This is a genomic window from Flavobacterium fluviale, from assembly GCF_003312915.1.
GTDB lineage: Bacteria > Bacteroidota > Bacteroidia > Flavobacteriales > Flavobacteriaceae > Flavobacterium > Flavobacterium fluviale.
Genome location: NZ_CP030261.1, coordinates 564,330 through 583,033, shown reverse-complemented (window position 1 = coordinate 583,033; position 18,704 = coordinate 564,330). Strand labels below are relative to the sequence as shown.

Here is an 18,704-nt window from a genome sequence, read left to right as displayed (position 1 = left end):
CTTTTAGCTGTTTAGTTAGCAGCTTTTCTCATATTTGCAGTAATTTAGAAGGAAGAATAATATTTTTGCAATTAGAGGCTCACAAAAACCTACTACATATGAACGATAATAATACGATAACATATATTTTCTTAGCCATTCTTTTATTGCTGGTTATAATAATTTGTTATATGATTTATCAATTAATAGAGGCAAAAAAAGCAAAAGAAGATATTGAAAAAAGTTTTTATGCGCTTGAAGTTAAAGTGAATGATCTGCAGTTAGAAAATCTGGAGTCTAAACTAAATCCGCATTTGTTTAAAAACATACTAAATTCGATTCAGTCGCACGCGTACCAAACCTATTTTGCATTAGATAAACTGGCCAATGTTTTGGATTATATTTTATATGAAAGCAAAAAGAAATTTGTAACGGCAAAAGAAGAAATTGATTTTGCGCTGAATTTAATCGAAATCAATAAAATAAAAATCAGTCCGCTTTTTGAGTTAAAAATCAAAACCAATATTAACAAAGAGGATAAATTGTACGATCAGCCTTTATTAGCACCGCTGATTTCTATTGATTTGATTGAAAATGCCTTCAAACACGCCGATCTTCAAAGTGCCGACGCTTTTATTTCCGTTGTTTTTGAATTTAAAGACAATGCTTTTTTTATGACGGTTTCGAACAAAATATCAGATAAAAAAGTATTAAAAAAGGAACGGAGCGGTTTTGGACATGCCACTCTCGAACATCGTCTAAGAATCATTTATAAGAATAATTTCAAACTCGATAAGTTTATAGAAAACGACGTTTATATTGCTCATCTAAAAATTGATTTACTTGAATACAAAACTGAAATGCTTACTTCTGGACGATGAACTTCCAGGATTAACATACCTAAAAATGCTCTGCGAACAAATTCCAGAACTGGAAATTGTAAAAACATATAACAATCCAGAAAAACTTTTGAATGATATTTCCACTCTGGATTTTGATTTGTTGATTTCGGATATTGAAATGCCTGGAATTGACGGGCTTCATCTTGCTGAAAAACTTCAAGATAAACTGGTCATTTTTTGTACCGCTTACAAAGAATATGCTGCCGAAGCATTCAATATAGATGCGGTCGATTATATTACAAAACCTGTAAAATTAGAACGGCTGCAAAAAGCGATTTCAAAAGCTTTTGAACGTTTTGAGAAAGCAGATTCGGCTAAAAAGTTTATACAGCTTAATACAGACAAAGGAAAAACGCTGCTATTCTTCAATAAAATACAGCTTATAAAAACCGCAGTGAGTGACAGCCGTGATAAAACAGTTTTACTTGCTGATGGAAGTTTTTTGAATTTAAAAAATGTTAAATTTGATACGCTTTTGAATGAATTGCCAGAATCCGATTTTTGCCGTATCAACAAAAAAGAAATTGTTGCAGTAAAAGCGATAAAGTTCTTTAATCATAACGAAATCGTACTGCACCATCTGGAAGAAAATAATAAAAATACAACCCTAATTTTAAGCGAAACCTATCGTTCTGATTTTTTAAAGAAAGTTAAAATCTGATCTTATTACAAAATTTTTCAGACTTGTTACATGGTATGAAAATTATAACGTGTTTTACTTCTTTCCTTAAAGCCCAGTCCTGATATTTGCCGCAATAATCAAAAGAACGAGTTATGAATAACATTAAGAACTCTCTATTCTATGTTACAATTATTGGAGGTTTTACTGCTCTGATATACTGGGTAATTTCAAAAGGCGCGGCACTTGAAGTCGGGCGCAACATTGTCAAAAAACAAATCGAAAGCAACCATTGGAATGATTTTCTAGATTCTATGGTTCATAATTTAAAGCATCCATTGGCCATTTTATTGGCACAGATCGTGACTATTATTTTGGTGGCACGTTTGTTTGGATGGTTTTTTAGAAAAATCGGACAGCCATCTGTAATTGGAGAAATGATTGCAGGTATTGTTTTAGGACCGTCTTTGGTGGGAATGTATTTTCCGGAATTTTCTGCGGCTTTATTTCCAAAAGAATCTTTAGGCAATTTACAATTCTTGAGCCAGATTGGTTTGATACTGTTTATGTTCGTTATCGGGATGGAACTGGATTTGAAAGTGCTCAAAAACAAAGCACACGACGCCGTTGTGATCAGCCACGCCAGTATCGTTATTCCGTTTGCATTGGGACTAACCCTAGCTTATTATATATACCACACATTTGCACCAATTGGAGTTGAATTTGCTTCTTTCGGATTGTTTATGGGAATTGCGATGAGTATTACTGCATTTCCGGTTCTAGCCAGAATTGTTCAGGAAAGAGGCATGCAAAAAACAAAACTCGGAACTATTGCTATTACTTGTGCGGCCGCAGATGATATTACTGCATGGTGTATTCTTGCCGTTGTAATTGCTATTGTAAAAGCAGGTTCTTTTACAAGTTCATTATATGTAATTGGTTTAGCAATTCTCTATGTAATAATTATGCTGAAAATCGTTCGTCCGTTTTTAAAACGTGTCGGAGATTTAAATTCAACAAGAGAAAGTTTAAATAAACCTGTTGTTGCTATCTTTTTTATCACACTTTTAATCTCAGCGTATGCTGCAGAATTAATTGGAATTCATGCTTTATTTGGAGCTTTTCTTGCGGGAGCAATTATGCCTGAAAACAATAAATTCAGAAATATATTTATTGAGAAAGTCGAAGACGTTGCTATAATTGTCTTATTGCCTTTATTTTTTGTATTTACAGGTTTGCGTACCCAGATTGGGCTTCTTAATGATCCCGAATTATGGAAAATAACTGGGTTAATTATAGCTGTCGCTGTTGCTGGTAAATTTTTTGGAAGTGCTCTGGCGGCAAAATTCGTGGGACAAAACTGGAAAGATAGTTTGGCAATTGGAGCTTTAATGAACACCAGAGGATTAATGGAGCTGGTCGTTTTAAATATCGGATATGATCTTGGAGTTTTATCAACAGAGATTTTTACCATGATGGTAATTATGGCTTTGGTAACCACTTTTATGACAGGCCCGGCATTAGATTTTATAGGCTTCATTTTTAAAGATAAAGAAACTAATGTACCGCAAGAGATTGGAAGCAAAAGCAAATATAAAATCCTGCTTTCGTTTGCAACTCCAGAAAGAGGTAAAAAGCTTTTAAAAATCGCAAACAGTTTGGTTAAAAAACAACCTGACAATTCGATTGTAACGGCAATGCATTTGTCTTTAAGCACAGAGATTCACTCTTTTGATGTGAAAGATCATGAGCGTAAAATGTTAATTCCCGTTATAGAGGAATCCAACCGATTGAATCAGCATATTGTGAGTCTTTTTAAAGTTTCAAATGATATCGATACTGATATTATTGATTCGGCAAACCACGGAGAATATGATTTATTATTGGTTGGTTTAGGACAATCTATCTTTGACGGAACTTTGCTTGGAAAAATTCTAGGTTTTACAACGCGAATTGTAAATCCAGATCGTTTAATTGATAAATTCACAGGAAAAGAAGGTTTGTTTGAAAATTCTCCTTTTGATGAAAGAACGCGTCATATTATTGCAAAAACAAGAATGCCGGTTGGTATTTTTATCGATAAAGATTTTAAAGAAATAAATCAGGTTTTTATGCCTGTATTTGGTAAAGAAGATGCTTTTTTAATTGATTATGCTAAGAAATTAATCAATAACAATGGTTCGCAGATTACAGTTCTAGATGCCAGCGGTGAAGTAAAAAATACCCGCGAAATGCAGGAAACTATCCGCTCTATCGAACAGATTGCTCCAAATCATATTATGATTATGCATGACCGAACAATTAAAAAAGAATTTTTAGATGGCCAGAACTTAATGATTATAAGTCTGGACAGCTGGAAAAAATTAATTGAATCTCAAAGTACCTGGCTGAACAACACGCCTTCAGTTCTGATTCTGAAACCGTAATATTCTTAAATATCAATTTTTTATCCCAAATTCCAATTTTTATAATTAGAGTTTGGGATTTTTTTTGAGTTTTTCTTGCACGCAGATTTTGTCAAAGTTTTAAACTTTGACAAAGATTTGTAATGTACTTTCGGCTTTTTGTCATTTCGATCCCGAGGCTTCGAGAGAGAAATCTCCACGAGTAGCTCTAAAACGAATATCCAATCTTTGTCGAGTTTCTTACGGAGATTTCTTGTTCCTAGAAATGACAGACTATCTGATGATTTTTTTAAGCATGTTTTTTGTCATCCTGAGGAACGAAGGATCACACTAGCAATTATGCAAAGTAATTCTACATAGAAAATTGCCAATCTTTGTCGAGTTACGAGTGTGATCCTTCGTTCCTCAGGATGACAAACGTAGCATGAAAATTGGAGTTTTCCGAAGCCTCGGGATAAAAATTTGGAATTTAATTATTAAAGTCCGAGATCAAGTACATAAGAAATCTTCACCGCTATATTATCTTCAAACTTCAACAATTGGTTTGGACCATAACGATAAAAGCCGCCGAGACCAAAACCCTTGTAGATTTTATTCAATTCAATTCCCGATTCAAAGAAGCCTTTATCAAGAGTTTTATATGCCGGTCCAACGTGTTGTTCGGGTTTTTCCATATTTCCCCATGCCATTCTCGTGACTAAAACTAACGAAGGACGGACTTTTTTCATAATTCTAATACGGTCAAAACCATGCTTGATCTGGAACATTAAATATTGACTAGAGAAAAATTCATTAAAATACATCGTTTCAAAAGCATTTCTTCCCGCAAAAGTAATACGCTGAATAATAGTTTCTTTGGTTAAGTTGTTTGGAGAAGTATTGTACAAATGCGTAATTGGTACATCTCCCATTGCATAACCCGCCTGCAGAAGCAAACTAGTTTTTTGGCGGTTGAGGTATTGTTTTTCGTATTCGGCTTTAAAATCTATTTTGCTAAAAGTAAAGTCATTACCGAGAACATCTGGTAAAGACTGCGTGTATTGAAAAGTAAATCTCGGAAATCTTTTATCTGTTTCATTTCTTCCAGTTGGAGTCTGCATAAATTCGCTGAAAGGCGCCCAGACAATTGAAAGCATTGCTGTAGTCATTACATAGCTGGAGTATAATTTTCCATCGTGATTAAAAAGATAATCAAATTTCGGTTCGATATAATTTCGTGAAACTTCTAAAACCGCTTCAGTCTTCGGGATAAATTTAGTCTGGATATTACCTCTCCATCCTGAATATTCGTAAAAAGTACTAATATTTATTGGTCGCGGGTCATAAATCTTAAAAACACGTTTGTCTACGCTGAAAACTGTACTTGCAATTTCGCGTACATCATCAGCATAGTAACCATTCAGCCAGGTATTGGTGTATTTGTCTAGTAAAACTCCGGCTCCCGCACTATATTTAAAAACTCCATCTTTTGTGCCGTAAGCAGTATAACTTTCCAATCTGAAGTTTTTCGAAAAACGATCATTTGTAATTCCGCCTAAACCAATTCGGAAACCTTCATAATTATTAAAACTTATAATCTTTTTTAAATCCAAATCAACAGGGCCGATAGGATAGAAGCCATTAATAATTTTTCGGCCGATCCCTAAACGTTTTTCAATTCTATTACTCACAGAAAGACTGTCTAGTAATAAATATGTTTTTTGGCTTTTTACATCAAGATTTTCCTTGCGGTACGCTTCCCAGAAGTTTTCTGGTTTTTTAGCCGCATCGTCATTAATTTCGATGTAAAGCGAAGGGTTTTTTATAGGATTGCTGGTGTTAACACGAATATCAAAACTATTACTTTCTGAAAGTAAATATGTGAAATCTGAAGCGACTTTTTTCCTTGGTTCAAAATTTTCTTCAACGTCTCCGTCAAACTGAATTGTTCCGCCTAAAATCCTAATATCATCGTCATTTTTTCCTTTTACAATTTTGAAAGTGGTATTGCTTTGAAACCAAATTTTTTCTTTCGGGATATATTCAAATTCATGAATACCGCTAATGTCCAGAACGCCTTTAATTCGCATTACAGCTTTTGCGACAGCAAAGTTTTCTTTGTCAATATATAAAACCCCTTCAAGACCGGATGATTTTCGTTGTAATTTATTTTTGAAATAAATCATATACGTATCACGACCTTTGATGCTCACAGTGTCCAGCAATTTATAATTATAGCTCGATGGTGCCTGATTCGAAATTGGATTTTCGTATTTCGTCTCAAACAATTCATACTTCGGATCGTAAATGGAAATTGACTGCAGATTAAATGCTAAAACTTCATAAATAGGTTGTTTAAAACCTGCTATTTTGGTGCCCAGTACAGTTTCTTTTAATTTCCTATTGCCAAATTGGTACTGTGAAACTTTCTCCGTTTGAAATAAATGCTGTCTGCTCACGATTTCCTTAAACTTATAATCTGATGAATCAACATTTATAATTTTTTTGTTTAGATCTTTATAAGACGCAGTAGAGTCAATCCTGCCATCTATCGAATCTGGGTTGGCGGTTACAATAAGTTTATTGTATGTTTTGTACTCAAAATTATTGAGCTTTTTCTGAGGATCGTTTAATGATTTATTGGCAATAACTTTTCGAATTATCGTCAAAGCAGGATTTTCATTAGAAACCACAACTTCGTTTAAATCATCTGTCTGCTGTGCGAGCGAAACGGCATAAAAAGTTTTATGGATGCTTAATGTGATAGTTTTGGTTTGAAAACCAATATAAGATACCGTTAAAGTTGTGGAAGACGGGCTGATTTTAAAAATAAACTTGCCATCAACATCTGTAATAGTATTGTTGTTTTCTGAGGTGGTAATTGTAGCAAACGGAAGAGGTTTGTTGTTTGAATCGGTTACGATTCCGTTTATTTGAAATTGCGCTTGAAGAGTAAGCGTAAAAAACAAAGTCAAAAAACAAAATAGCTTCATACAGAATGATATAGTTTCAAAAACGAAAAGAATTTAATTTTCGTATGCAAAAATAACAATAAAAAAATCCGTCTGGTACTATTCACCAGACGGATTTTTTAAATATATCAGATCTTTGATTACACTTTCATGATTTCGGCTTCTTTTAAAACCAATAATTCATCAATTTTTTTAATAAAAGCGTTTGTCAAGTTTTGAACTTCTTCTTCAGCAGATTTGCAAATGTCTTCAGAAGTTCCTTCTTTTTCTAATTTTTTAATGTCAGTATTTGCATCTTTACGAGAGTTACGAATACCGATTTTAGCATCTTCAGCCTCAGATTTTGCTTGTTTAGCCAAGTCACGACGACGCTCTTCTGTCAATGGCGGTACGCTGATAATAATCATGTCACCATTGTTCATCGGGTTAAAACCAATGTTTGCGATTAAGATAGCTTTCTCAATTGCTTGCAGCATATTTTTTTCAAATGGCTGTAATGTAATTGTTCTAGCATCTGGAACACTGATTTTAGATACTTGAGAAAGCGGTGTTGCAGATCCGTAATAATCCACAAAAACACCTCCAAGCATTGCTGGAGAAGCTTTTCCTGCACGAATATTAAGAAATTCTTTCTCTAAGTGTGCAATAGTACCATTCATTGATTCCTCAGTACTTTCTAAAATAAAGTCTATTTCTTCAGTCATTGTTTTTTTAGTTTTCAGTTTTCATTCTCAGTTTTCAGTTAAAGTCTTATTTATGCGACTGTAAACTGTTACTGATGACTATATATTAACTACAGTTCCTATGTTTTCGCCTTCGCAGATTTTCAACAAGTTTCCAATTTTATTCATATCAAAAACTACGATTGGTAATTTGTTTTCTTGACTAAGTGTAAATGCAGTAGTGTCCATTACATTTAAACCTTTTTTGATTACATCGTCAAACGAAATAAAGTCAAATTTTACTGCAGAAGCATTTTTCTCAGGGTCACAATCATAAACACCATCAACACGAGTTCCTTTTAGGATAACATCAGCATTAATTTCGATTCCTCTTAAAACTGCTGCAGTATCTGTTGTAAAATATGGATTTCCGGTCCCGGCACCAAAAATTACGATTCTGCCTTTTTCTAAGTGGCGGTCTGCTCTTCTTTTAATGTATGGTTCTGCAATAGATTCCATTTTTAAAGCAGTCTGCAAACGCGTTTTCATTCCTTTGTCTTCAAGAGCGCCTTGTAAAGCCATTCCGTTAATTACAGTTGCAAGCATACCCATGTAATCACCTTGAACTCTGTCCATTCCGGAACTTGCTCCAGCAACTCCTCTAAATATATTTCCTCCTCCAATAACAATTGCAATCTCTACTCCTTTACTGTGAATCTGCTTAATTTCATCTGCATATTCGGCTAATCTTTTTGGGTCTATACCGTATTGTAAATCACCCATTAGCGCTTCGCCGCTAAGTTTTAGAAGAATTCTTTTATATTTCATGTGTGTGTCGCGTTAATTTGTGCAAATATAGACATATTCTGATTTTTAGAAATAATGTTTGTAAAAAATTAATCTTACTTGTGATTTAAAGTTTGTAAGAACTTTAAAAGTCATTAATTTTAAATCTGATAATTGTCATTTCAGCGTCTTTCTAAATTTTGTATTTTAGTTCTATCCTAAAAATCAAACCAATATGAAAAGCATCGTAGCCAAAGCATTATTCAACAGTCATTCTTATGCTGAATACAGAAAATTAGTAACCGACTTATTATCTGAAGGGAAGTCGACAGGAAACGAACAATCGGAAAGCTTGACAAATTATTCAAAATTAAACGAAGCGAGAATGAATAGGCTGGAAAAGACCATACAAATTGCTGAACCTATTATTGATAAACTGCAGCATTTAGACAATCATTATATATGGCTGGTACTTTCTGAAGGCTGGTGCGGCGATGCAGCGCAGATTCTTCCTATTTTAAATAAAATGGCGTTGGCTTCCAATAAAAAAGTGGATCTAAGAATAGCTTTGCGTGACGAAAACGACGATTTAATGAGTCAGTATCTTACAAATGGAGGAAGGGCAATTCCTAAAATAATTGTTATTTGTAAAGAAGCCGGAATTGTTCGTGCAGATTGGGGACCAAGACCCAAAGGTGCCACCGAATTAATGGCAATTCATAAAAGAGATGTCGGGCCAATTAATGAAAAAATAAAAACAGATTTACAATTGTGGTATTTGGCAGATAAAGGAATCTCCGTTCAGGAAGAACTGCTTGAAATTATGGAGAATATTAAATATAATCGATTGTGATTTTTGTAATCTGTTGATAAACAAATAATTTGGTTGATAAAATTATCTTAAAGTGTTTTTATTTTACTTCAAATGTTGTAACTTAGTAAATATAATCCCACTTCTATTATAACTTTCTGATTTACTCTTTTTACTGGTGTCTATTTATTGTCTAACATTAAAAAATACACTATTATGAAAAAGTTATTTGAAAGATTCTATGATTTCTTTTCTCAATTTTTATTTGGAGGGAAAAATGTGCCTCACTATTAACTCAAAAGAATAAGTATGAATTAATTGTACTATTTATTTAGGAGCTGGCACATTACTCTTTTAGAAATTGTAATGTGCTATTTTTATTTATGATTATTTCAGACTTTCCTCAAATAAAGTGATGTCAATTGCATTCTTTACATCATAATCTCCAATTTTAGTACGGCGTAAAACAGTTAAATGTGAACCTGAATTCATGGCTTTTCCAAAGTCGTAAGCCAAAGAACGAATGTAAGTTCCTTTACTGCAAACCACTCTGAAATCTACTTCGGGCAATGCAATTCTTGTAATTTCAAATTCGTGAATAGTAGTTTTTCTGCTTGCAATTTCTACTGTTTCACCAGCGCGTGCATGCTCGTATAAACGAACTCCATCTTTTTTTATAGCCGAAAAAATAGGCGGTTTTTGATCTATTTCTCCTAAAAACTGCTTTACCGTTTCGTGAATTAAAACTTCGTTGATATGATCTGTTGGAAAAGTCTGGTCGATTTCAGTCTCTAAATCGTAAGATGGAGTAGTGGCTCCAATGTAAAAAGTTCCAGTATATTCTTTTGCCTGACCTTGAAGTTCAGAAATTCTTTTGGTGAATTTTCCAGTACAAATCAATAAAAGTCCAGTCGCCAGCGGATCTAAAGTTCCGGCGTGGCCAATTTTGAACTTTTTAGGAAGTCCAACTTTATTAATTAAAAGGTATTTTAATTTATTGACAGCTTGAAACGAACTCCATTTTAATGGTTTGTCAATCAATAAAACTTGTCCTTCTAAATATTCTTCAGGTGTCATTATATGATGGTAAGCGGGTGAATGAAAAAGTGAATCAATAATAAAATGATTCCAGCTAAGATTCGGTAATAACCAAAAACTTTAAATCCGTTTTTAGTTAAAAATCCGATGAAAGTTTTAATGGCCAAAAGTGCTACAACAAAAGCGACAATATTTCCAATAACAAGCATGTTAATTTGATCGTGAGACAATTCAAATCCAGCTTTGTAATAATCGTAACATTTTTTTGCTGTTGCGCCTAACATAGTTGGAACTGCTAAGAAAAATGAAAATTCTGCAGCAGAAGTTCTTGATAATTTTTGAGACATTCCACCTACAATACTAGCGCCGCTTCGTGAAACTCCAGGGATCATTGCCAAACATTGAAATAGTCCAATTTTAAAAGCTTTTGCGTAAGTGATCTCAGTTGAAACTTCAGGATCGTTTGGTTTGTTGAACCATTCATCAACTTTCAATAAAATAATTCCTCCAATCAAAAGTGAAATAGCAACCGTAACGGGATTTTCTAATAAACCATCAATAAAATCACTTAATAGTAATCCTAAAACTACTGCAGGAATAAAAGCAACTAGAAGTTTAAAATAGAAATCAAAAGTTTGAAAGAAACGTTTGAAGTATAAAATTACAACCGAAAGTATCGCGCCAAGCTGAATTACAATGGTAAAAAGTTTAGTGAAATCATCATGAGCGATTCCAAAAAAAGAAGAGGCAATAATCATGTGTCCAGTTGAAGAAACAGGTAAAAATTCTGTAATTCCTTCAATAATGGCAAGAACGATAGCTTGTAATGTATTCATTTATGTGGATTGTTAGATTTTTAGTCCCGAAGCTTCGGGATAGATATCTTAGATTTTGAGACTTTTTAGAAAAGATTAATCTAATAATCTAAGATGTCTGAAAATTCTAAGTAGTCTACGAAAGTCTATTTAGATTTTTTGAAAATAGAATAAATCGTGATTCCGAAACCAATTAAAACAGTTGTTGGCGCTAAACGGATACGTCTAAAACTAAAAATATCTTCGTTAAAAACATTAGGATCTTTACTTCCTCCGCCAGACATTAAAATAAATCCTACTGCAATTACAGCAATACCAATCAATAAAATTTTATAATTGATGCCGTCAAAAAGGAATTCCTGTTTCGGCTGTGCCTGAGCTTGTTCTTTGTTATTGTTGTTGTTTTTCATTTTGTCATTGCGAGGTACGAAGCAATCTCATCCTCTTTTGAGTTTATTTTTATCTATAGAAATCTAAAGTCTCCAATCTAAATCAAAAATTAATAAAGATCATCAGTTCTTAAATTCAAGAAACGTTGTGTTGCAAAATGCGTACTTACCCAAGTAATTAGAACTCCTAATGCGAAAACGCCAACCAAAATCAAACCGGTTAAAGCTTTGTCTTCTAGAATTCCTAAACCAGGGAAATTAGTATCTACATAAATTAAAAGTGCAATTAACGCAATAATGGCAAGACCAGCGCCAAGCATTCCTAGTTTTACACTTCGCATTACAAAAGGCTTACGAATAAAAGCTTTGGTTGCGCCAACCATCTGCATGGTTTTAATGATAAAACGATTGGAATGTATAGACAAACGAAGAGAACTGTTGATTAATAAAACAGCAATAATGGTTAAGAAACCGCTGATTATTAAAATCCACATACTAACTTTTCTAATGTTGTCATTTACCAGATTTACTAATTGTTTGTCATAAACAATGTCAGATATCATGGCATTTTTGCGAAAGCGGTTCTCGATTTTAACGATACTATCTCTTTCCACATAATCTGCTTTTAAGTGAATATCGTATGAATTCAGCAAAGGATTTTCTCCCAAAAAGGTTAGGAAATCTTCACCAATAATATCAGTGTGCTCTTTTGCTGCTTTTTCTTTGGAAACATAAACATGCGAAAGCGCAAAAGGAGCTCTTTTTAATTCGGAATCAAATGCCTTTATAATACTATCATTCGCTTCGTTTTTAAAGAAAACCGTCATTGCGATTTTTTCTTTAAAATCATCAGCTAGATTTTTAGAATTAATAATGAATAATCCCAGTACTCCCAAAAGGAATAAAACCAAGAATACACTTAATACAACCGAAAAATAAGAGGAAATTAACCTGCGCTTTTGAAATTTATCAAAGTTAGAACTCATAGTCTGCTTAAATTATGTGGTAAAAATAATAAAGAATTTCTTTATTTAAAGTTAATAACGAACTTTTATACTATAAATGTACAATTTGATATTGAATAAAAGTTTATTTAACTGCAAACAAGAATAAGTTTTTTTAAGATTACTTATCTGAGGATTTAAAAGCGGATTTTACCACAAAGTGCGCTAAGTTATTTTAAAGTATGATTTTTATAAAGCACAAAGTTCACAAAGCTTGTCTTGAAAAAGCTTTGTGAACTTTGTGTTTTATAAACGTACTGCAAAAAAACTTAGGAAACTCTGTGGTTTAAAAAACTTTGAACCTTAAAACTTTGCTTTTCAAAAACTACATGAAATGCGACTCAATATTAAGTATTTTTAATAATTTGGGTAGGTATTTTGATATTTTGTTTGTTTGTCAGTGAAATGCTTTGGTACAAACCACAATAAATGTAAATTTGCGGCTAATTAACTAGTGAAAAGCCTTAGAACCTTAGTCACTTAGAATCTTAGTCACTTAGAAATGAAATACAATCCAAACGAAATTGACGCCAAATGGCAAAAATATTGGGCAGAAAATCAAACTTTTGCAGCAAAAAATAACTCTGAAAAACCTAAACATTATGTACTCGATATGTTTCCTTATCCGTCTGGAGCAGGATTGCACGTTGGGCACCCGCTGGGTTATATAGCTTCGGATGTATATTCTCGTTTCAAAAGACATCAAGGTTTCAATGTTTTGCATCCAATGGGTTACGACAGTTTCGGATTACCTGCAGAGCAATATGCGATCCAGACAGGACAGCGTCCAGAAGATACAACGCGCGTAAATATTGACGGTGGTGTAGACAAAGAAGGAAAACAAATTGCAGGATATAGAAAACAATTAGATAAAATCGGGTTTTCGTTCGATTGGAGTCGTGAAGTACGAACTTCAAATCCGGATTATTATAAACATACACAATGGATTTTTATTCAATTGTTCAATTCTTGGTATTGCAAAAAACAAGGAAAAGCATTTGATATTTCAGAATTGGTAACTGTTTTTGAAGAAAGCGGCAATGCATTAGTTGAAGCAGTCTGCGATGATAATGTAGTGATTTTTTCTGCTGATGAATGGAATTCTTATTCTGATGATCAAAAAGAAAAAATCTTGTTACAATACAGAATGACGTATTTGGCAGAAACCGAAGTAAACTGGTGTCCAGGCTTAGGAACTGTTTTGGCGAATGACGAAATTGTAAACGGAGTTTCAGAACGTGGAGGCTTTCCTGTTATAAGAAAAAAAATGACACAATGGAGTATGCGAATTTCTGCTTATGCCGAGCGCTTGCTTCAAGGTTTAAATGATATAGATTGGAGTGAGTCTATAAAAGAGAGCCAGCGTAACTGGATTGGAAAATCAGTGGGGGCGATGGTTAAGTTTAAAGTACTTAGTCCAGAGTCCTTAGCTCAAAGCGCACTTTCAGACTCAGAACTAGGGACTAAGGACTCTTTTATAGAAGTTTTCACTACTCGTCCTGATACTATTTTTGGAGTTACTTTTATGACTTTGGCTCCAGAACATGATTTGGTAGCTAAAATTACAACTCCAGAACAAAAAGCAGCAGTTGAGGCCTATATCGAAAAGACAGCAAAACGTTCGGAGCGTGAGCGTATGGCCGATGTAAAAACCATTTCGGGAGTATTTACAGGAGCTTATGCAGAACATCCTTTTACAAAAGAACCAATTCCGGTTTGGATTGGGGATTATGTTTTGGCTGGTTACGGAACAGGTGCTGTAATGGCGGTTCCTTGCGGAGACGAAAGAGATTATGCTTTTGCTAATTTCTTTAAAGGTCAAAACGGAATGCCGGAAATTAAAAACATTTTTGCGAATGTTGATATTTCTGAAGCAGCTTACGGATCAAAAGACAATGTTGAAATCGCAAATTCTGATTTCTTAAACGGATTAAACTATAAAGAAGCAACTCAAAAAGCAATTTCGGAATTAGAAAAAATTGGTCAGGGAACTGGTAAAACAAATTACCGTTTGCGTGATGCTGTTTTCTCTCGTCAGCGTTATTGGGGTGAACCTTTCCCAGTTTATTACGTAAACGGATTGCCTAAAATGATCGATGCACAGCATTTACCAATTATTTTACCAGAAGTAGAAAAATATTTACCAACCGAAGACGGATTGCCTCCTTTAGGAAACGCAGTGGTTTGGGCTTGGGATACAAAACAAAATAAAGTTGTTAATACAGATTTAGTTGACAATGTTTCAATTTTTCCTTTAGAATTGAACACTATGCCCGGTTGGGCTGGAAGTTCATGGTACTGGATGCGTTACATGGATGCGCACAACGAAAATGAATTTGCAAGTAAAGAAGCCTTGGCTTATTGGGAAAATGTAGATTTATACATTGGTGGAAGTGAGCATGCAACAGGTCACTTATTGTATTCTCGTTTCTGGAATAAATTCTTAAAAGACAAAGGTTTTGCTCCGACTGAAGAACCATTCAAAAAACTGATTAATCAGGGAATGATTTTGGGGACAAGTGCTTTTGTTTATAGATTGGAAGGCACAAATACTTTTGTATCTAAAAATAAAATTGGAGATCAAAAAGTACAGCCAATTCATGCTGATGTTTCTTTAGTTAATTCTTCTGATGAATTAGATGTTGAGAAATTCAAAGCTTGGAGAGAAGATTATGCTGATGCAGAATTTTTTTTAGACGATAACGGAAAATACATTGTAGGCCGCGAAGTCGAAAAAATGTCAAAATCGAAATACAATGTTGTAACTCCAGATGATATTTGTGCTGAATATGGAGCTGATACATTGCGTTTATATGAAATGTTTTTAGGTCCGTTAGAGCAGGCAAAACCTTGGAATACAGCTGGAATTTCCGGAGTTTTTGGTTTCTTGAAAAAATTATGGAGATTGTATTTTGATGATAACGGTTTAATCGTAAACAACGACGAGCCAACAAAAGACAACTTAAAATCATTGCATAAAACAATCAAAAAAGTAGCAGATGATATTGAGAATTTCTCTTTCAATACTTCGGTTTCTCAATTTATGATTTGTGTAAATGAATTGTCTTCTCAAAATTGTCATTCAAGAGCAATTTTAGAGCCGTTAGCAATTTTAGTTTCGCCTTATGCACCACATATTGCAGAAGAATTATGGTCGCAGTTAGGACATACAACTTCTATTTCTGAGGTTGCTTTCCCGATTTTTGATGAGAAACATTTAATTGAAACCAATAAAGAATACCCAGTTTCTTTCAACGGAAAAATGCGCTTCACAATCGAATTGCCTTTGGATTTAACCAAAGAACAAATCGAAGAAATCGTAATGAAAGACGAAAGAACGCAAAAACAATTAGACGGAAAAACTCCAAATAAAGTGATAATTGTTCCTGGAAAAATCATCAATTTGGTAGGATAACCAAATAAATTCCAATATTAAAAATTCCAAATTCCAATTTTACTATTGGGGTTTGGGATTTTTTTTATGCTTGTTTTTTTCGCCACGAATTCACGAATTTTATTTTTTAAAAACATATAGTTTGTCATTTCGACGAAGGAGAAATCACACTAGAAACTCCGCATAGAAAATCGCCAATCTTTGTCGAGCTATGTGTGTGATTTCTCCTTCGTCGAAATGACAAGATTATGAAAAAACTTTGCGCCTTTGGAAGCAAAACACCTTAGCCTTCTTTGCGTAAACCTTCGCGCACTTTGCGGTTAAAAACCCGCACCAACATTGGCGTTTGATTTTTTTCATTAAAAATTTAAAAACTTTTGTAACATTTTAATAGCTGTCGTATCAAAAGCATGGATCCGATTTAATTAACAACTTAAAACTATTAAAAATGAAAAAGTATATTTTAATTATCGCCCTTTTATTTTCTGCATTATGCGTGAATGTTTTTGCACAAACAAAATCATATCCTTTTGAAGTTATTAAAACAGGAAAAGGAAAACAATCAATAATCTTCATTCCAGGATTTGCTTCTTCTGGAGAAGTTTGGAACGAAACCAAAGCAGCTTTCGAAAAAGATTTTACATGCTATACACTTACAATGGCAGGATTTGCTGGAGTAAAACCACAACCAAATCCTTCATTTGAAAACTGGAAAGCAGGGATTGCCAATTATATTAAAGACAATAAAATTGATAAGCCAATTTTAGTTGGCCACAGTATGGGAGGCGGATTGGCACTTGCAATCGCATCTGATTATCCGGATTTAATTGGTAAAATTGTGGTTGTTGATGCATTGCCATGTCTGGCTGCTTTGAGTGATCCTTCTTTTAAATCAAAAGAAAATAATGACTGTTCGCCAATGGTTACTCAAATGGCAGCAATGAACGAAACACAGTTTTATGATATGCAGAAACAAACGATGCCGAGACTTTTGCAAGATTCATCAAAATTAGAAATGGTTGTAGACTGGAGCGTAAAATCGGATAGAAAAACCTTTTCAGAAGTGTATTGCGATTTCTTTAATATCGATTTGAGAGAAAGAATCTCGGCGATAAAATGTCCTTCTTTGATTTTATTAGAATCTTATTTTATAAATTTAAAACCAGCAATTGAAGGTCAGTATGAAAAACTGAAAACAGCCAAATTTCAATATGCAGATAAAGGGCTTCATTTTATAATGTATGATGACAAAGAGTGGTATTTGGCACAATTAAACAATTTTATAAAATCTTAAAATGGAATTCGAAGATATCTATAAAACATATTGGGATAGGATTTTCAGGCTTTGCATGGGTTTTGTAAACGATTATGATGCCGCGCAGGATTTGGCTCAGGAAACTTTTATAATTGTCTGGCAGAAACTGGAAACCTTTAGAAATGAATCTTCTATTGGAACTTGGATTTTTAGAATTGCTTCTAATAATTGTCTTAGGCAGATTGAAAAACAAAAACGTTTTCCGAAATCAGAGCTGCCCGTTCATCTTTCAGAAGAAAAACAAATTTCATTAGAACCTCAAATTCAGTTTTTGTACAAATGTATTGCTGAATTACCCGAAACAGAACGTATCATTATTTCGCTTGAATTAGAAGATATAAAGCAGGCAGAAATCGCCAAGATTGTGGGACTTTCTGAAGCAAATGTAAGAGTGAAAATTCACAGGATTAAAGAAAAACTGACTCAAAAATTTAAAGAAAATGGACAACGATAACAATATAGATTTTAAAGATTTATGGAGAAAACAATCTGTAAGTCAGCCAGACATGCAGGATTTGCTGGCAAGAGTAGCCAAATTTAAAAAAGCAGGTTTGAGAAGTTTATGGATTGTTAATATATTAGTTTTGGTAACTTCTGTTTTTATAGTGTTTATCTGGATATATTATCAGCCGCAGTTTATTTCGACTAAAATCGGAATTGTTATAACAATACTGGCTATGGTGATTTACTTATTCACTTATAATAAATTACTGAGCAAATATAAAAATATTGAAGCCACACAAACGAATCAGGAATATCTTCAAAACTTGATTGTAATTAAAAAGAAACAACAATTTCTGCAGACCAAAATGATGACTTTTTACTTTTTGGCACTTACAGTTGGTATTTGTTTATATATGTATGAGTACGCCAGCAGAATGACGCTTTTAGGAGTATCTTTAACGTACGGTATCACTTTGTTGTGGATGATGTTTAATTGGTTCTATATTCGTCCAAAACAAATTAAAAAACAGCAGGAGAAAATAAATGATCTTATTGGAAAATTTGAAGAAGTCAATCATCAATTAGAGTCATAAATAAAGAAAAGCTTCGTATTTACGAAGCTTTTTCTTTTACCAAAAACAAAAAATTTAAATTCTAATTTTTCAATAATTATTGTGCGAAAACAAAAGATCCTGGAGCGGCTACTATAATCCCCTCGCTATTTGCTGTTGCAGTAGTTTCTTTTTCTACTTTTCCTCCAACAATAATTTTTACAGTTAAAGTTTGACCTGCATTACCGCCATATCCACTTACTGTTATTCCAGCACCATAAGTATCCGCAGATGCAGTAAATTCTTTACTCCAAGGTAACGAAGTAATGTCTACGTTTTGTCCGCCATTACCAGATTCAGTATATGTTGCACTGGTTTTTCCAGAGTAGTTTCCAGTTACTTCATATTTAATGTCTCTTGATCCGCTTCCTGAGTTGTTATCGTCGTTATCGCTGCTGCAAGAAACTGCTGTAAAAGCAAGAGTCAATACAATTGCTAAAGTTTTTAAAATCGATTTCATAATAAAATTCTTTAATTAATATTCATAGTCTAACAAAATTAGACCCTAATAAAAGAGATACCAATACCTGATAAAGTGTATTTTTTTTTACCTGATATCAGGTAAAATGTTCTATTTTT

16 protein-coding genes are annotated in these 18,704 nt (G+C 33.6%); 8 read left to right on the top strand and 8 right to left on the bottom strand.

Annotated features, from left to right (window positions below; genetic code table 11):
• The first annotated feature begins 98 nt into the window (after window positions 1–98).
• The 3 genes from HYN86_RS02790 to HYN86_RS02780 all read left to right on the top strand — a co-directional run bounded on the left by HYN86_RS02790 (window position 99) and on the right by HYN86_RS02780 (window position 3,926).
• Window positions 99–860 (top strand): sensor histidine kinase, encoded by a 762-nt coding sequence (locus HYN86_RS02790; RefSeq protein ID WP_113676668.1) that lies wholly within the window; start codon window positions 99–101, stop codon window positions 858–860.
• Complete coding sequence (locus tag HYN86_RS02785; protein ID WP_113676667.1) at window positions 823–1,542, top strand: LytR/AlgR family response regulator transcription factor; 720 nt, start codon at window positions 823–825, stop codon at window positions 1,540–1,542. Before HYN86_RS02790 ends, HYN86_RS02785 begins: the two co-directional genes overlap by 38 nt.
• A 113-nt stretch (window positions 1,543–1,655) precedes the next feature.
• On the top strand, window positions 1,656–3,926 hold the full coding sequence (locus HYN86_RS02780; RefSeq protein WP_113676666.1) for a cation:proton antiporter: 2,271 nt from the start codon (window positions 1,656–1,658) through the stop codon (window positions 3,924–3,926).
• Between the two features lie 455 nt (window positions 3,927–4,381).
• Here HYN86_RS02780 and HYN86_RS02775 read toward each other — a convergent pair whose 3' ends face one another.
• The 3 genes from HYN86_RS02775 to pyrH all read right to left on the bottom strand — a co-directional run bounded on the left by HYN86_RS02775 (window position 4,382) and on the right by pyrH (window position 8,346).
• On the bottom strand, window positions 4,382–6,877 hold the full coding sequence (locus tag HYN86_RS02775) for a DUF5686 family protein (RefSeq protein WP_113676665.1): 2,496 nt from the start codon (window positions 6,875–6,877) through the stop codon (window positions 4,382–4,384).
• Window positions 6,878–6,996: 119 nt separating this feature from the next.
• Window positions 6,997–7,560, bottom strand: coding sequence for a ribosome recycling factor (gene frr / locus HYN86_RS02770; RefSeq protein ID WP_113676664.1), 564 nt, complete (start codon window positions 7,558–7,560; stop codon window positions 6,997–6,999).
• Between the two features lie 78 nt (window positions 7,561–7,638).
• Entirely contained in the window at window positions 7,639–8,346 is a 708-nt protein-coding gene (gene pyrH / locus HYN86_RS02765) for a UMP kinase (RefSeq protein WP_095953987.1), read from the bottom strand.
• A 193-nt stretch (window positions 8,347–8,539) separates the two neighbouring features.
• On the opposite strand from pyrH, the gene HYN86_RS02760 reads away from it, so the two are divergent.
• Window positions 8,540–9,157, top strand: a complete 618-nt coding sequence (locus tag HYN86_RS02760; RefSeq protein ID WP_113676663.1) for a thioredoxin family protein — start codon at window positions 8,540–8,542, stop codon at window positions 9,155–9,157.
• 345 nt (window positions 9,158–9,502) lie between these two features.
• Here HYN86_RS02760 and truB read toward each other — a convergent pair whose 3' ends face one another.
• The 4 genes from truB to HYN86_RS02740 form a co-directional block, all read right to left on the bottom strand.
• Window positions 9,503–10,192 (bottom strand): tRNA pseudouridine(55) synthase TruB, encoded by a 690-nt coding sequence (truB, locus tag HYN86_RS02755; protein ID WP_113676662.1) that lies wholly within the window; start codon window positions 10,190–10,192, stop codon window positions 9,503–9,505.
• A complete protein-coding gene (locus tag HYN86_RS02750; protein WP_113676661.1) occupies window positions 10,192–10,989 on the bottom strand; it encodes an undecaprenyl-diphosphate phosphatase in 798 nt (265 codons plus the stop codon). The genes truB and HYN86_RS02750 overlap by 1 nt, the downstream gene beginning before the upstream one ends.
• A gap of 125 nt (window positions 10,990–11,114) precedes the next feature.
• Window positions 11,115–11,378 (bottom strand): DUF3098 domain-containing protein, encoded by a 264-nt coding sequence (locus HYN86_RS02745; RefSeq protein ID WP_113676660.1) that lies wholly within the window; start codon window positions 11,376–11,378, stop codon window positions 11,115–11,117.
• 89 nt (window positions 11,379–11,467) lie between these two features.
• Window positions 11,468–12,343 carry a cell division protein FtsX gene (locus HYN86_RS02740; RefSeq protein ID WP_113676659.1) on the bottom strand — a complete coding sequence of 292 codons (876 nt, stop codon included), beginning with the start codon at window positions 12,341–12,343 and terminating at the stop codon, window positions 11,468–11,470.
• Between the two features lie 520 nt (window positions 12,344–12,863).
• Between HYN86_RS02740 and leuS the strand changes: the two genes are divergently transcribed.
• The 4 genes from leuS (at window position 12,864) to HYN86_RS02720 (ending at window position 18,107) form a co-directional block, all read left to right on the top strand.
• Window positions 12,864–15,776 (top strand): leucine--tRNA ligase, encoded by a 2,913-nt coding sequence (leuS, locus tag HYN86_RS02735; protein WP_113676658.1) that lies wholly within the window; start codon window positions 12,864–12,866, stop codon window positions 15,774–15,776.
• A 427-nt stretch (window positions 15,777–16,203) separates the two neighbouring features.
• Window positions 16,204–17,049, top strand: a complete 846-nt coding sequence (locus HYN86_RS02730) for an alpha/beta fold hydrolase (protein WP_113676657.1) — start codon at window positions 16,204–16,206, stop codon at window positions 17,047–17,049.
• Between the two features lies 1 nt (window position 17,050).
• Complete coding sequence (locus tag HYN86_RS02725; protein ID WP_113676656.1) at window positions 17,051–17,524, top strand: RNA polymerase sigma factor; 474 nt, start codon at window positions 17,051–17,053, stop codon at window positions 17,522–17,524.
• Window positions 17,511–18,107 (top strand): hypothetical protein, encoded by a 597-nt coding sequence (locus HYN86_RS02720; protein WP_113676655.1) that lies wholly within the window; start codon window positions 17,511–17,513, stop codon window positions 18,105–18,107. The genes HYN86_RS02725 and HYN86_RS02720 overlap by 14 nt, the downstream gene beginning before the upstream one ends.
• Before the next feature lie 76 nt (window positions 18,108–18,183).
• On the opposite strand, the gene HYN86_RS02715 is transcribed toward HYN86_RS02720, so the two are convergent.
• The gene (locus HYN86_RS02715) at window positions 18,184–18,585 is read right to left on the bottom strand and encodes an MmpS family transport accessory protein (RefSeq protein WP_113676654.1); all 402 of its coding nucleotides are present in this window, start codon (window positions 18,583–18,585) and stop codon (window positions 18,184–18,186) included.
• Window positions 18,586–18,704: the final 119 nt, after the last annotated feature.

Bases quoted from the DNA above. Each gene is read 5' to 3' on its own strand.
- HYN86_RS02790 (WP_113676668.1), top strand. From the start codon at position 99: ATGAACGATAATAATACGATAACATATATTTTCTTAGCCATTCTTTTA.
- HYN86_RS02780 (WP_113676666.1), top strand. From the start codon at position 1,656: ATGAATAACATTAAGAACTCTCTATTCTATGTTACAATTATTGGAGGT.
- HYN86_RS02775 (WP_113676665.1), bottom strand. From the start codon at position 6,877: ATGAAGCTATTTTGTTTTTTGACTTTGTTTTTTACGCTTACTCTTCAA.
- frr (WP_113676664.1), bottom strand. From the start codon at position 7,560: ATGACTGAAGAAATAGACTTTATTTTAGAAAGTACTGAGGAATCAATG.
- pyrH (WP_095953987.1), bottom strand. From the start codon at position 8,346: ATGAAATATAAAAGAATTCTTCTAAAACTTAGCGGCGAAGCGCTAATG.
- HYN86_RS02760 (WP_113676663.1), top strand. From the start codon at position 8,540: ATGAAAAGCATCGTAGCCAAAGCATTATTCAACAGTCATTCTTATGCT.
- truB (WP_113676662.1), bottom strand. From the start codon at position 10,192: ATGACACCTGAAGAATATTTAGAAGGACAAGTTTTATTGATTGACAAA.
- HYN86_RS02750 (WP_113676661.1), bottom strand. From the start codon at position 10,989: ATGAATACATTACAAGCTATCGTTCTTGCCATTATTGAAGGAATTACA.
- HYN86_RS02745 (WP_113676660.1), bottom strand. From the start codon at position 11,378: ATGAAAAACAACAACAATAACAAAGAACAAGCTCAGGCACAGCCGAAA.
- HYN86_RS02740 (WP_113676659.1), bottom strand. From the start codon at position 12,343: ATGAGTTCTAACTTTGATAAATTTCAAAAGCGCAGGTTAATTTCCTCT.
- leuS (WP_113676658.1), top strand. From the start codon at position 12,864: ATGAAATACAATCCAAACGAAATTGACGCCAAATGGCAAAAATATTGG.
- HYN86_RS02730 (WP_113676657.1), top strand. From the start codon at position 16,204: ATGAAAAAGTATATTTTAATTATCGCCCTTTTATTTTCTGCATTATGC.
- HYN86_RS02725 (WP_113676656.1), top strand. From the start codon at position 17,051: ATGGAATTCGAAGATATCTATAAAACATATTGGGATAGGATTTTCAGG.
- HYN86_RS02720 (WP_113676655.1), top strand. From the start codon at position 17,511: ATGGACAACGATAACAATATAGATTTTAAAGATTTATGGAGAAAACAA.
- HYN86_RS02715 (WP_113676654.1), bottom strand. From the start codon at position 18,585: ATGAAATCGATTTTAAAAACTTTAGCAATTGTATTGACTCTTGCTTTT.